This is a genomic window from Actinobacillus porcinus, from assembly GCF_901764995.1.
Lineage (GTDB): Bacteria > Pseudomonadota > Gammaproteobacteria > Enterobacterales > Pasteurellaceae > Exercitatus > Exercitatus porcinus.
In genome coordinates this window covers 95422-110061 of the sequence record NZ_CABFKI010000003.1, presented here as the reverse complement: position 1 = coordinate 110061, position 14640 = coordinate 95422, and the positions used below count along the sequence as shown (strand labels likewise).

Genomic DNA, 14640 nt, shown 5'->3' with positions numbered 1-14640 from the left:
ATGTTTTTATATTTAGTTATTGGGCTTTAATTTGTACTATTTTATTCTAGTTTATACTCTTACTACACCCAAATTACACCACAAATCACACCTGAATATAGTTATTACACCATTCTCAATAACTATTGCCATAGTTACACTTTAAGATATAAATCAAACTCATTAATTTCCTAACCACACTTTATTTTTCATATCGATAAATATGACTGCACATTATGCTAAAATACTGTAAAATTTTCTTTAAGAATTTACGATGAAAAAATTACTTTTTATACTTTTAAGCTTTTGGATTGTACAAGCTATAGCGCATCCCCATGCATTCATTGATCTCAAAACAAAATTACTTGTAGAAAATGAGCAATTAGTCGGCTTTTCTACTCAATGGACGTTAGATGAAGCCAGTTCGGCAGAATTATTATATGAACTCAAGTTTTTAACTGAAGAAAATAAACATAAGTTAACGGAAGAGATGTTTAAAAATATCATTGCAGAGCATTATTTCAGCTATCTTTATGACAAACCGGATAATAAAATCAAATTTAAAAATGTACCTGTAAATTACGGATTAAAAGCAAGTGGAACGCATCTACAATATTATTTTGACGTTTTGCTTGCAAAACCTGTGGAGTTAAAAAAGAACGAACTGACTTTAGCGACTTACGATAAAACCTATTTTGTCGCTATGCTCTATCCTCTTAAAGATAAAAGTGCGGTGGATTTTAGCCAATTACCTGAACATTGCCGGGGAGAATTAGTTGAACCTCGAGTAGATGCCCAACTTCAACAATATGCATTTTCACTAGAACAAAATCAACGAGATGAAGATGATACTTTGGGGCAGCAATTTGCCCAACAGCTCCAAATTGTATGCAGATAATCATAATGAAAAAATATATTCCTACTAGCCTAATCGCGCTACTTATCATAGGGTTTTATCTATACTTTCCTGCGCTATTTAAACAGGTTGTATTGTGGCAACGCGATTTTAATCAAATCATTTCAGCTCAATTACATCAAATTAAGCAAACACCAACAGAATCAGGTATCACATTGATTACCGTTAGCTTTCTATATGGTGTATTTCATGCGATAGGACCAGGACACGGTAAATTTGTCATTGCAAGCTATCTCTCAACTCACGAATCTAAACTGAAAAGCAGCATGAAATTAACCTTCTTTTCCTCACTTATGCAAGGTATTGTTGCAGTTATAGCCGTATCGATTCTTGTTGTTGCTTTACAGTTATCATCAAATTATTTCAAGACCAGTCAACTATGGTTAGAACGGGTAGCTTTGTTTTTGATGCTATTACTCGGTGTGCAATGGATGTATCAAGCAATAAAAATGATGAGACAATCCAACTCCATTAGCATAATGAATAAATCCAAACCATATATTCATGCTATTTCAATAAAATCTAAGGCTGTTTTCGACATCCCCTTCAATCCCAATAGGAATAATGCAAAGGATAAATCACAAGAGAATTCTTATCGTTGCCATTGTGGACATCAGCATTTACCCAACGCGCATCAACTGCAAGCTCAATCATGGAAATCCCAATTACTCATCATTTTGACTATTGGCATGCGTCCTTGTTCTGGCGCAATTTTCGTTCTTTTCCTTGCTTATATGCTTGATTTGTACTTTTGGGGTGTCATTGCCACCATGGGGATGGCGTTGGGTACAGGCTTAATGTTGTCTGGATTTGCGGTTATTGTGCAATATGCACGACAAACCGCAATACAGATGAGTACTTGGTATGGTTCAGTACAAGGGCTCACTAAGCATGGTGCTATGCTTTTCAAATTTATGGTGGGGATTTTAATATTTGCTTTTGCAGCCCTTTTATTTTACACCACCTTTCAACCAACGACTGGGGGAGCAATACTCTTTAATGCTTGATATGAGATAACAAAAAAGTGAGCATTACGCTCACTTTCTCTTTCTACCCTATTCAAATCGCCGTTTGAAATAAATAAAGGTTATAGCCAATATACATCAATAAGAAAACCAAACCTTTAATACGATTAATTTGCCCTTGCTTGCCTAAACCAAATATTAACAATAATAACGTTAATACCGACATAACAAGCATATCTCGGGTAAAAATTTCCTGCCCTGCGTGCATTGGTGAAATAGCTCCGGCAATGCCCACCACCGCAAGTGTATTAAATAAATTTGAGCCAATAATATTGCCTACGGCTAAATCCACTTCATTTTTACGGGCTGCCATAATAGAGGAAGCTAATTCAGGCAAAGATGTTCCCACCGCGACAATGGTTAAACCAATAATTAAATCGCTGACACCAAAATAATGAGCAACTTCTACCGCGCCCCAAACAAGCAATTGCGAGCTCCCCATTAATAACGCCAAACCAATCGCTACCCACATTAACGCTTTTGCTAAAGGCATATAAGCTTGCGTTTGTAATTCATCTTTCACATCCGCTGCTAAGCTGTCATCTTTATGCTGTAAGCCATGCCAAATTGTCCATGCCATATAGATAAAAAAGACGCTCAATAAAACCCAGGCATCAATACGCGATATATCGCCGTCTATAAGCAAATACGCAGAAAGTGCGGTGACTAAAATTAAAATAGGCAATTCTTGTTTTAACACTTGCGAATTAACCGCTAAAGGAACGATTAATGCCGTTAAACCTAGAATGAGCGCGATATTGGTAATGTTAGATCCATACGCATTGCCCAGTGCAATACCTGGATTGCCATTAATAGCTGAAAGCGCAGAGACAATCATTTCAGGCGCAGAAGTGCCAAAGCCAATGATCACAATGCCGATCAAAAGCTGTGGCATACCAAAATGGCGAGCTGTTGCCGCCGCACCATCCACAAAACGATCTGCCGACCAAATTAAAAGGAATAAACCACCAATAATGGCTAGACTCGGTAATAACATAAAAAGACCTTATGAAAATAGAAGTGGATCGCAGTATAACGAATTATCAAGAAAAGCAAAATAAAAGATAAAAATAAAGCCCGATCAAAATCTATCGGGCTAAAACTTTTGGCATAAACAAACTTTTATCAAAGGAGACAAATAAAAGTTTACCAAAAGATAAAATGGCTCCTCCTGCGGGACTCGAACCTGCGACATATGGATTAACAGTCCACCGTTCTACCGACTGAACTAAGGAGGAATTGTTCGGAAATTGCTATCACGCAATAGCTAAATAGGACGCGAATATTAAAGTCATCAGCTATATTTGTCAAGGCTTTATTAATAAAAAATAGAAAATTCTTACCGCACTTTTCTATCCACAAAATCTGTGGATAACTCTGTGAATTAATGCCGTGAAGATAGGCTAATCCCTTATAAAATCTATATCTACACACTCTCTAGGGTTAATTGGTTGCAAAATAACATTTCTTTACATTTCAATTAGTTATATTTTTTCAAATAAATTTAAAGAAATTTTTTTAATTTTTGTGATCTATTTAACTTGACAACGCTAACCCTGTGTAAAACCTATATTTTTCTATCGCGTTTTTTTCAAGTTTGCGCCCTTATTCTATGATAAAATAACGCCACTTAATGCATGATCAGTATCGAAAAATGTCTCATAAAATTAATACTAAACCCTTTATTCTTCATTCCGATTTTAAACCTTCCGGCGATCAGCCCGAAGCGATTCGCAAATTAACGGAAAATCTCAATGATGGCTTAGCACACCAAACCTTACTCGGTGTAACAGGTTCTGGGAAAACGTTCACCATTGCCAACGTGATTGCGCAATTAAATCGCCCCGCCATGTTACTGGCACCCAACAAAACCCTTGCTGCGCAGCTCTACGCGGAAATGAAAGCCTTTTTCCCTGAAAATGCCGTGGAATATTTTGTGTCTTATTATGATTATTATCAACCTGAAGCCTATGTGCCAAGCAGTGATACTTTCATTGAAAAAGACGCATCCATCAATGATCAGATTGAGCAAATGCGCTTATCTGCAACCAAATCTTTCCTAGAAAGACGCGATACCATTGTGGTCGCTTCGGTTTCGGCAATTTACGGTTTGGGCGATCCTGACAGCTATTTACAAATGATGTTACACCTGCAAACCGGTGCTATTGTCAATCAGCGTGAGATTTTATCCAAACTGGCTGAGTTGCAATATACCCGTAATGACCAAGCTTTTCAGCGCGGGACATTCCGTGTGCGTGGCGAAGTAATTGATATTTTCCCGGCAGAAAGTGATGATCAAGCCGTACGAATTGAACTTTTTGATGATGAAATTGAGCGATTGAGCCTTTTTGATCCACTAACAGGCACCAATTTTGGCGCAGTGCCGCGCTTCACAGTGTATCCTAAAACCCATTATGTCACCCCTCGTGAACGAATTTTAGATAGTATTGAAAAAATCAAAGCGGAATTGGCACAACGCCGTGAATACTTCCTAAAAGAAAACAAATTGCTGGAAGAACAGCGCATTACCCAACGCACGCAATTTGATATTGAAATGATGAATGAGCTGGGTTATTGCTCAGGCATTGAAAACTACTCGCGCTATTTATCCGGTCGTAACGAAGGCGAACCGCCCCCCACTCTATTTGACTATATTCCATCAGACGGTTTGCTCATTATTGATGAAAGCCATGTAACCGTTCCACAAATTGGCGGCATGTATCGCGGCGACCGTTCACGCAAAGAGACCTTAGTGGAATATGGTTTCCGTTTGCCATCAGCCTTAGATAACCGCCCGCTTCGATTTGAAGAATTTGAGCGTTTAGCACCGCAAACCATTTATGTATCCGCTACACCCGGTCCTTACGAATTGGAAAAATCAGGGGCAGAAATTATTGATCAAGTTGTCCGCCCAACAGGCTTACTTGATCCTGAAATTGAAATCCGCCCTGTGAGTATTCAAGTGGATGACTTACTTTCCGAAGCACGCCAAAGAGCGGACAAAAATGAGCGTGTTTTGGTGACAACATTAACAAAACGGATGGCGGAAGATCTCACGGATTATTTGGAAGAACACGGCGTACGCGTTCGTTATTTACATTCCGATATTGATACCGTTGAACGGGTTGAAATTATTCGTGATTTACGTTTAGGTGAATTTGATGTATTAGTGGGGATCAACTTATTGCGAGAAGGTTTAGATATTCCTGAAGTGTCCTTGGTCGCCATTTTAGATGCAGACAAAGAAGGTTTCTTGCGTTCAGAACGATCCTTAATTCAAACCATTGGACGCGCAGCACGAAATCTTCACGGTAAAGCCATTTTATACGCAGATCGCATCACTAACTCGATGGAAAAAGCCATTGATGAGACCAATCGCCGCCGTGAAAAACAAATGAAATACAACCAAGACAACGGCATTATTCCACAAGCACTCAATAAAAAAGTGGGCGAATTGTTGGATATTGGTCAAGGCGCGACAAATAACCGTAGCAAAGCCAAAGCCCGAAAAGTTGCCGAACCACAGGCTAAATATCAGATTCCACGCAATCCAAAAGATCTGCAAAAAGAAATTAAAAAATTGGAACAGCAAATGTACAAATTTGCACAAGATTTGGAATTTGAAAAAGCCGCCGCGGTACGCGACCAGCTACATCAGTTACGACAGGAATTTATGTTAGAAAGTTGATAAAAGATTTAAAGACAATCTCTAGACATAAAAAGTGCGGTCAATTTGACCGCCCTTTGCGCTATCTATTACAGATTTTCAATCGCCTTATACTGCGCTTGCAATTTCTCAAGTCCGTCTTGGTACTCTTGCATTTTTTCACGCTCTTTAGCGATAACTTGTTCAGGTGCTTTTGCGACAAAGGCTTCGTTGCTGAGTTTGCCTTCGATACGTTTCACTTCGCCTTGAAGTTTCTCGATCTCTTTAGTCAAACGGGCAAGCTCGGCATCTTTGTTGATAAAGCCAGCCATTGGCACTAATACTTCCGCATTACCAACTAATTTCGCCACCGAAAGCGGGGCTTCTTCGCCTTGGGCAAGCACTTGTACGCTGTCTAACTTCGCCATTGCTTTTAATAAGCGGTCGTTTTCCGCTAACATTTTGCAATGTTCGTCAGACAGGTTACGCACTAAGAAATCCAAGCCTTTGCTTGGGGCGATGTTACATTCTGCTCGAATATTACGCACTGCCACAATCAACTCTTTTAACCAGTTGATTTGCATTTCCGCCGCTTCGTCAATTTGGCTTTCTTCCACTTTCGGGAAAGGTTGTAACATAATGGTGTCGCCTTCTATCCCTGCAAAGCCTTTCACTTTCTGCCAAATTTCTTCCGTGATAAACGGAATAATCGGGTGAGCTAAACGCAATAGTTTTTCCAATACACGCACGAGCGTTTGACTTGCACCACGTTTTTGAGCGTCTGTGCCGTTGGCAAACACTGGTTTGGTTAATTCCAAGTACCAGTCACAGAATTGGTTCCAAGTGAACTCGTAAATGGTATTTGCCGCTAAGTCGAAACGGTATTGGCTTAAGGCATCACGGAACTCACCCACGGTACGGTTGAAGTTGGATTCGATCCAACGATCCGCCAAGCTGTATTCCACTTCACCTATTGATAAATCTAATTTATCGTTAGTAAGTACGAAACGACTCGCATTCCATAATTTGTTACAGAAATTACGGTAGCCTTCCAAACGTTTCATATCCCAGTTGATATCACGTCCGTTGCTCGCTAGTGCCGCCAAGGTGAAACGCAATGCGTCCGTGCCGTGTGGGGCGATACCGTTCTCGAACTCTTTACGGGTCGCTTTGGCAATTTTTTCTGCCAACTGCGGTTGCATCATATTGCCCGTGCGTTTTTCAAGTAAGTCTTCAAGGCTGATACCGTCAATCATATCAATCGGGTCTAACACGTTCCCTTTTGATTTCGACATTTTTTGCCCTTGTTCATCACGGATCAAGCCTGTTACATACACGGTTTTGAACGGCACTTGCGGTTTGCCGTTTTCATCTTTGATGAAGTGCATCGTAAACATAATCATACGAGCCACCCAGAAGAAGATGATGTCAAAGCCTGTGATTAACACATCGGTCGGGTGGTACATTTTGAGTTCTTTGGTTTGCTCCGGCCAGCCCAAGGTTGAGAATGTCCATAAGCCTGACGAGAACCAAGTATCCAACACGTCTTCATCTTGTTTTAAAGCTAAATCTGCCGGTAAGTTGTATTTTGTACGTACTTCCGCTTCATCACGTGCCACATAAACGTTGCCTTCCGCATCGTACCACGCAGGGATACGGTGTCCCCACCATAATTGGCGAGAAATACACCAGTCTTGAATATCACGCATCCAAGAGAAGTACAGGTTTTCATACTGTTTCGGCACGAATTGAATTTCGCCGTCTTCCACTGCTTTGGTTGCGACTTCCGCAAGCGGTTTCACGCTCACATACCATTGGTCGGTCAGCATCGGCTCAATCGGCACGCCACCACGGTCGCCGTAAGGCACTTTTAAGTCGTGTGGTTTGATTTCGTCTAACAAGCCAAGAGCTTCAAAGTCCGCCACGATTTTCTTACGAGCGGCAAAACGCTCTAAACCTTGATAATCCGCTGGAATAAGTGCGGTGTAATTTGTTAAAGGTTTACCGTCTGAGCCGATAATTTCCGCTTCGGCACGAATATCCGCATTCAAAGTCATCACGTTTACCATTGGCAACTGATGGCGTTTACCCACTTCGTAGTCGTTGAAGTCGTGAGCAGGGGTAATTTTTACCACGCCCGTACCGAACTCACGATCCACATAATCGTCCGCAATAATCGGGATTTCACGGTTCGCAAGCGGTAGGATCACGGTTTTACCGATCAAAGACTGGTAACGCTCATCTTCAGGGTGAACCGCCACTGCCGTATCGCCTAACATCGTTTCAGGACGAGTGGTCGCCACCACCAAATAATCTTTACCGTCCGCCGTTTTCGCACCGTTGGCTAACGGATAACGGAAATGCCACAGCGAGCCTTTGCTCTCTTTGTTTTCCACTTCAAGATCGGAAATCGCTGTGTGTAATTTCGGATCCCAGTTTACCAAGCGTTTACCACGATAAATCAAGCCTTCTTCGTGTAAACGCACGAACACTTCTTTTACCGCATTGGACAAGCCTTCGTCCATCGTAAAACGCTCACGATCCCAGTCGATTGAGTTACCTAAACGACGCATTTGCTGGCTGATTGTACCGCCTGAATAAGCTTTCCACTCCCAGATTTTATTGATAAAGGCTTCACGCCCGTAATCATGACGGGTTTTGCCTTCTTCTGCCGCAATTTTGCGTTCCACCACCATTTGGGTCGCAATCCCCGCGTGGTCAGTCCCCGCTTGCCATAGGGTGTTATTGCCTTCCATACGGTTAAAACGGATTAAAGTATCCATTAAGGTTTGCTGGAAAGCGTGTCCCATATGCAAACTCCCCGTCACATTTGGCGGTGGAATTGCGATACAGTAACTTGGAACATTCGGGTTTTCATTCGGCTTAAAATAGCCTTGTTCTTCCCAGTGTTTATAAAGTGCTTGTTCGACTGCCGACGAGTCGAAACGATCTGCCATTTCGAATTTTTGGGTCATTTATTTTTTCTCTAATAAGTGCTGTTTTAAAATTCTTATAAGTCTAAATATGTTTACTTTTTAGGCTTAGATAATTCAAATATTACAAAAGTTGGCATTGCCACATATATAAAATTAAAGAGTAATTTAATTTCTATATTTAATTGTTCAAGTGATACTGCTGTAATATATATCGCAATTTGATAAGCACCTAATATAAGTAGAAGCACTCTATCATCTATTTTCATTTTTCTAAATTTAGAAAATAGATATGCCCACATGCTTAAACTAAGCATTACAAATATATATTGAATGAAAACATTATGTATTTCAGTATAAAATAATAAATATTGCTGTACACTCTCTACCACAAAATATGTAAAAAGTATCAATCTATATTTATTGAATTTATTAATAATATCTTTTAATTTATTAAATTTATTAATAATTTCTTTTGATTTTTTACATAAGTGTTCTTCTATATCACCACTAAACGGAATATAGATTATTCCCATTGCAAATATAATGGCCAAAAAATTTAACATTGTAGTTTTTCTCCGATAATACTTGCCTTAAATGTAAGGCTTCTTTTCAGCTCCATAAAAGATAGAAATTATCTTTTTCATTGTACAAGCAGCCAGTTATTAAGCAATCCACGCACAGCAAGCCGTACGTGGTTACGATCAGCCTTCGGCTGAATGAGCCACTCTGTGGCTCTTTTTCTAATCCCCAGCCCCAGTGGGGCTGAATTATGCGTAACCTAGTACGGCTTTGCCGTGCTAGGAATTTCCAGTGTTGTTTTGACTTCTTCACACCACTTCGGCAATTCATCAACCCATTGTGTTAATTCATTTTCACTAAGATGAAAAATTAAATTTGGGGCTTCACCTGAATTATCGTAGATAAATACTTCATCACAAAGCGGTAATATTTTCGTTAAATTTTGCAAACTGATGTCATAACGGTTACGGATAGTTGTTTCATCAATAAAATGCCCACCCGCTCTCACTCGGGCTTTTACACGTCTCACATTGATATCGGGATCATTCACACCGATATAATTTAATCGAACGGTAAAGCCTTTTTCTTTGACTTGCTTTATTCGATTTAAAATTGATTTACCCGAAAGCGTTGATTCCATTGAAAAAGAAATTTGATTTTTAATTGCAAATTTAAATAATTCAATCGCTTTTCTACCAGCTTCAACATCAGCTAAACGTGGATTTTCAGGATTAAGTTCCATCGCAATATGGTCAGAATCAATCACGATTTGTACTGTATCTTTATTAAAACCACGCAAAGTCGTTTTACCAGCACCGTTTGTACCGCAGTAGAAAATCGCTAAATTATTTTGTTGCATATTTAATAACTTTTTCTGTGTTATCAGGATAATGCTCAACAATATTGCCATTTGGTCGCATAAATGTCAGCACTTCACGCTTTTTCTTATCGTCCATCCACGCCTTAAATTGAATTTGCAGTTGGCGTTGTTGTTCTCTAATTTGTTCAATTTTGGTCATTGTATTTCTCCAAAATTTTCAAATACCGCTCTAACTCTTGAATTTCATAATCCGCAATTAATTCCGTTAAAGCCACCGCACTTTGCTGATTTTTATGAAAATCATCAAAACATTGATAATATTTTGCTCGGTTTGTAAATTTAATATCAATCGGCAAATAACCTTGTTTGAGCAATTCAAAGTTAATCAGCAATCGCCCGGTTCGTCCGTTACCATCAATAAAAGGATGAATACTCTCAAACGCCAAATGTAACCAGCTAATAGCTTCAATCGGGTGAAGTGCGGTTAGTTTCTGTTGATATTTTTCAATTAACCTTTGCATTTCTTCCGCAATTAAATAAGGTGCGGTCGGCTCATTTTCAGCCCCTAAGATACGCACAGGAATTTTGCGATAAACACCACGATTTTCCGCATTGCTCATTAATACCAAAGAATGAATATCTTTAATCGTGCGTTCGGTTAATGGCTCATTATTTACCACTAATTCATAAATATAATTAAACGCGTCTTTAAAACCGATAATATCCAAATGTTCACGAATCGGCTTTTCTGCAATGGTAATGCCTTCTTTTAAAATCAGCACTGTTTCTCGCAATGTGATTGTATTTCCTTCAATCGCATTAGAGTTATAACTACTCTCAATAATAAACTCTTCCCGCAAGCGTTGCACTTCAGCCGCGGAAAGTGGACGATATTGAGTCAGCCGATTTTTTAAGTGTTCAATTTGGTCTAGTTTATTATTCATTGTTTAATATCATACTGTTAAGAACAAGGTTAAAGGTTCTGAGAATTGCCATATCTAACATATCCACCCTAAACCTGCTCCGTACTCAATTGCCAGCCCAACTGACGATACTGTTTATAACGTTCCCGCGCTTGGGCTTTTTCTGTTTCGTTCTTGGGTACAAAATCAATGATATGATTAAAGCTTTGAGCAAAGTCGGGGACGTTATGTTGCAATGAAATCAACACATCACGGCGTTGCGCATTGCGTTTACCGACCCAGCTGATTTCAATGGGCGTGGCAAAATTAGTCACTTCGCCAGATAAATTATGGGGAACAAATTCATCCACATCGCGTTGCCATAATGCTTCGTCTAACCGCAAGGCTTGCTCTTCCGTTTCACAAGCCACCAAAATACGTTTTCCTGATCGCCACAATTGTGCAGATAAATCACAGGCTAATTGTTCAGCGGCGGAAAGTTCGCCTTGCGATGACAGATTTTCAATAACATAGAATTGGGCTTGTTTTGACATTTTGCGTTTCATTAAGCTTCAAATTAATCGCGAAATTCTAACGAAAAATTGGCGAAAAATAAAGGTTTTACTTGTACTCAAGGCAAAATCAAAATAGACTACGGCAAAAATTTTTGACATTAAAATTATGAAAGTATCCGATTTCCATTTTGATTTACCTGACGAATTAATTGCGCGTTATCCTAAACCCGAGCGCACTGCCAGCCGCTTATTACAACTCAACGGCGAAAACGGTGAAATTTTTCACCGCACTTTTAGCGATGTACTTGATTTAATTCAAGAAGGCGATTTATTAGTGTTTAACAATACGCGTGTGATTCCGGCGCGAATGTTTGGGCATAAAGCTTCGGGCGGAAAAATCGAAGTATTGGTTGAGCGCGTTTTGAGTGAAACCACTTTTTTAGCCCATGTTCGTTCAAGTAAAGCCCCTAAAGCCGGTGCTGAGTTGATTTTAGGTGAAGATAAATTAGGTGAAGGCAATGGCGTGCGCGTCAATATGCTGGGTCGCCAAGATGCCTTATTTGAACTTGAAATCGCGGATAAATCCACCGCACTTTTGGATGTATTACAACAAATCGGTCATATGCCGTTGCCACCTTATATTGATCGCCCTGATGAAGACGCGGATCAAGAGCGTTATCAAACGGTATATAACAAAGTCCCAGGGGCGGTTGCCGCGCCTACAGCAGGATTGCACTTTGATGATGAATTATTGGCAAAACTCAACGCAAAAGGCGTCAATTTCGCCTTTGTTACCTTGCACGTTGGCGCAGGAACTTTCCAGCCGGTGCGCGTAGAAAATATCGAAGATCACCATATGCATGCAGAATATGTGGAAGTGTCGCAAGAGGTTTGTGATGCCATTTTAGCCACAAAAGCGGCGGGCAAACGCGTGATTGCGGTAGGAACCACATCGGTGCGTTCCATTGAAAGTGCGGCGTTGGCGGCGGAAGAAAAAGGCTCAGCGCAACTTATCGAACCTTTTTTCTCAGACACCGCAATTTTTATTTACCCGGGTAAAAAATTCCGTGTTATTGATTGCTTAATTACCAATTTCCACTTGCCTGAAAGCACCTTGATTATGCTGGTTTCAGCCTTTGCAGGCTATGCACATACCATGAATGCCTATAAAAGTGCGGTGGAAAATCGCTATCGTTTTTTCAGTTATGGCGATTCCATGTTTATCACCAAAAATACACAGCTTTAGATCAATCTCTAGGTATAGGCAGTAGCCAACTTTCCCCAAAAGGCTCACTAACATAGTGAGCTTTTTATTTAACCGATATTCTATGCTAGAATGCGGTCTCAAAATATCTCATCGAACTGTTTATTCGAAAAGGAAACTTATGAAATTTAATCTCAAAACAACCAGCGGAACAGCACGCCGCGGTGAAATGGTATTCCAACGCCCAAATAAAGAGGGCGAAATCACGGAATTTAAAGTTCAAACCCCCGCCTTTATGCCTGTGGGTACTTATGGTACGGTCAAAGGCATGACCCCCGAAGAAGTGCGGGCTACCGGTGCTGAAATCTTACTGGGGAATACTTTCCATTTATGGTTACGCCCCGGGCAAGAAGTGATGAAAATGCATGGCGATTTGCATGATTTTATGCAATGGCATCGCCCTATTTTAACGGATAGTGGCGGCTTCCAAGTGTTTAGCCTAGGTAAATTGCGCAAAATTAAAGAAGAAGGCGTTACCTTCCAAAACCCCATTAATGGTGAAAAAATCTTTTTGTCGCCAGAAAAATCCATGGAAATTCAATATGATTTAGGCTCAGACATCGTGATGATTTTTGACGAATGTACGCCTTATCCGGCGACTTTCGATTATGCGAAAAAATCTATGGAAATGTCTTTACGTTGGGCAAAACGTAGCCGTGATCGTTTTGATGAATTAGAAAATCCACGTGCATTATTTGGTATTGTGCAAGGGGGAACTTACGAAGAATTACGTAAAATTTCCGCCGAAGGTTTGGTGAATATCGGTTTTGACGGTTATGCGGTAGGCGGTTTAGCCGTTGGGGAGCCAAAAGAAGAAATGCACCGTATTTTGGAATTTACCACCCCATTATTGCCTACGGACAAACCGCGCTATTTAATGGGCGTGGGTAAACCTGAAGACTTAGTAGAAGGCGTGCGCCGTGGTATTGATATGTTCGATTGCGTGATGCCAACCCGTAATGCCCGTAACGGTCATTTATTTGTCAGCGATGGCGTGGTGAAAATCCGTAATGCAAAATATCGTTCAGATACCACCGCACTTGATCCGGAATGTGATTGCTACACCTGTAAAAATTACACCAAAGCCTATTTATATCATTTAGATAAGTGCGGTGAAATTTTAGGTGCACGCTTAAATACCATTCATAATTTACGCTATTATCAACGCCTAATGGAACAAATTCGTACCGCCATTGAAGAAGATCGTTTCGATGATTTTGTGGTGGAATTTTATGCCAAAATTGGTAAAGAAGTGCCGCCATTACAAAAAGCGGTGAAATAATCCATGAACATTAGGGTGAAAACGCTTTCGCCCTAACAACCCAACATAAATCCTATGATAAACATTCATCCCACAAACCAATCTCACGTGCCCTCTTGGGAAAATCCCATTGAAATGCTCTATGCTTGCCACGGACGCGTTAAAAACTTTTGTCGTCAATTAAATATTTTGCCTTCTTATCTTGAGAAAAATGGGCTAAATCAAGCGGTCAAAAATGACGTTCAACAAATTCTGAATTATTTTAATCTTGCTGCGCCTTTACATCATGATGACGAAGAAAAAGACTTTTTCCCTGCGTTAGTAAAAGTTGCACCACAAGCTAAAAGCGATATTGATGAACTAGAACGTCAACATCTCCATTTACACGCAAATTGGACCGCACTTTCTGCTCAGTTAGTTGAACTTATTCAAGGTCAGCGCGATAGTGTAGAAAATGCTCTTATTGAGCAATTTATTGCCGCTTATGATCAACATATCGCTCTTGAAGAGCCATTGTTTGAAATGGGAAAGCAATATTTATTGCCGGAACAACTCGCAGCAATGGGCAAAATTATGGCGGAACGCCGCAAGATAAGCTAATGCAACAGTTAGATCTTCGTCATTATCACTGCCCTATTCCCTTGCTTATGACAAAAGAGGCCCTTGAAAAATTACAACCGGGGCATCATTTAGAAATACGTTTTGGCGGCACAAGTGCGGTGAAAGATTTTGAAATTTTGTGCCATGAAATGCATTGTCGCATTATTTCTTGTGAAAAATACACCGCACTTAATGGCTGGATAGAATACAAAATGAACATTAGCAATTAAGCTGATTTTATGCTATTTTAGCACCCT

Annotated in this window: 14 protein-coding genes and 1 tRNA gene; 7 read left to right on the top strand and 8 right to left on the bottom strand. The window is 40.1% G+C overall.

The features are described 5' to 3' along the window. Nucleotides 1–253 precede the first annotated feature (253 nt). The gene (zevA, locus tag E7T07_RS03305) at nt 254–877 is read left to right on the top strand and encodes a zinc transporter binding subunit ZevA (protein ID WP_135709497.1); all 624 of its coding nucleotides are present in this window, start codon (nt 254–256) and stop codon (nt 875–877) included. Beyond that, on the top strand, nt 868–1902 hold the full coding sequence (gene zevB / locus E7T07_RS03300; protein ID WP_135709496.1) for a zinc transporter permease subunit ZevB: 1035 nt from the start codon (nt 868–870) through the stop codon (nt 1900–1902). Before zevA ends, zevB begins: the two co-directional genes overlap by 10 nt. A gap of 52 nt (nt 1903–1954) precedes the next feature. Here zevB and E7T07_RS03295 read toward each other — a convergent pair whose 3' ends face one another. After that, a complete protein-coding gene (locus E7T07_RS03295; RefSeq protein WP_135709495.1) occupies nt 1955–2917 on the bottom strand; it encodes a calcium/sodium antiporter in 963 nt (320 codons plus the stop codon). Between the two features lie 165 nt (nt 2918–3082). Continuing rightward, a tRNA-Asn gene (locus tag E7T07_RS03290) sits at nt 3083–3158 on the bottom strand. A gap of 416 nt (nt 3159–3574) precedes the next feature. Between E7T07_RS03290 and uvrB the strand changes: the two genes are divergently transcribed. Further along, the gene (gene uvrB / locus E7T07_RS03285) at nt 3575–5608 is read left to right on the top strand and encodes an excinuclease ABC subunit UvrB (RefSeq protein ID WP_135709494.1); all 2034 of its coding nucleotides are present in this window, start codon (nt 3575–3577) and stop codon (nt 5606–5608) included. Between the two features lie 68 nt (nt 5609–5676). On the opposite strand, the gene E7T07_RS03280 is transcribed toward uvrB, so the two are convergent. The 6 genes from E7T07_RS03280 to E7T07_RS03260 form a co-directional block, all read right to left on the bottom strand. Continuing rightward, the gene (locus E7T07_RS03280; protein WP_135709493.1) at nt 5677–8541 is read right to left on the bottom strand and encodes a valine--tRNA ligase; all 2865 of its coding nucleotides are present in this window, start codon (nt 8539–8541) and stop codon (nt 5677–5679) included. A gap of 53 nt (nt 8542–8594) precedes the next feature. After that, complete coding sequence (locus E7T07_RS03275) at nt 8595–9065, bottom strand: hypothetical protein (protein WP_135709492.1); 471 nt, start codon at nt 9063–9065, stop codon at nt 8595–8597. 215 nt (nt 9066–9280) lie between these two features. Next, entirely contained in the window at nt 9281–9880 is a 600-nt protein-coding gene (locus E7T07_RS03270) for an ATPase (protein WP_167874924.1), read from the bottom strand. Then, entirely contained in the window at nt 9867–10040 is a 174-nt protein-coding gene (locus E7T07_RS10950; protein ID WP_005825095.1) for a hypothetical protein, read from the bottom strand. The genes E7T07_RS03270 and E7T07_RS10950 overlap by 14 nt, the downstream gene beginning before the upstream one ends. Beyond that, nucleotides 10027–10785, bottom strand: coding sequence for a Fic family protein (locus tag E7T07_RS03265; protein WP_135709490.1), 759 nt, complete (start codon nt 10783–10785; stop codon nt 10027–10029). The genes E7T07_RS10950 and E7T07_RS03265 overlap by 14 nt, the downstream gene beginning before the upstream one ends. Before the next feature lie 68 nt (nt 10786–10853). Further along, a complete protein-coding gene (locus E7T07_RS03260) occupies nt 10854–11297 on the bottom strand; it encodes a DNA polymerase III subunit chi (protein ID WP_135709489.1) in 444 nt (147 codons plus the stop codon). Nucleotides 11298–11424: 127 nt separating this feature from the next. Here E7T07_RS03260 and queA point away from each other — a divergent pair, with 127 nt between their 5' ends. The 4 genes from queA (at nt 11425) to E7T07_RS03240 (ending at nt 14613) form a co-directional block, all read left to right on the top strand. Beyond that, entirely contained in the window at nt 11425–12504 is a 1080-nt protein-coding gene (gene queA / locus E7T07_RS03255) for a tRNA preQ1(34) S-adenosylmethionine ribosyltransferase-isomerase QueA (RefSeq protein ID WP_135709488.1), read from the top strand. A gap of 139 nt (nt 12505–12643) precedes the next feature. Continuing rightward, nucleotides 12644–13804, top strand: coding sequence for a tRNA guanosine(34) transglycosylase Tgt (gene tgt, locus E7T07_RS03250; RefSeq protein WP_135709487.1), 1161 nt, complete (start codon nt 12644–12646; stop codon nt 13802–13804). Between the two features lie 54 nt (nt 13805–13858). Beyond that, nucleotides 13859–14383, top strand: a complete 525-nt coding sequence (locus E7T07_RS03245; protein WP_135709486.1) for a hemerythrin domain-containing protein — start codon at nt 13859–13861, stop codon at nt 14381–14383. Continuing rightward, on the top strand, nt 14383–14613 hold the full coding sequence (locus tag E7T07_RS03240; protein ID WP_135709485.1) for a sulfurtransferase TusA family protein: 231 nt from the start codon (nt 14383–14385) through the stop codon (nt 14611–14613). The genes E7T07_RS03245 and E7T07_RS03240 overlap by 1 nt, the downstream gene beginning before the upstream one ends. Nucleotides 14614–14640 lie beyond the last annotated feature (27 nt).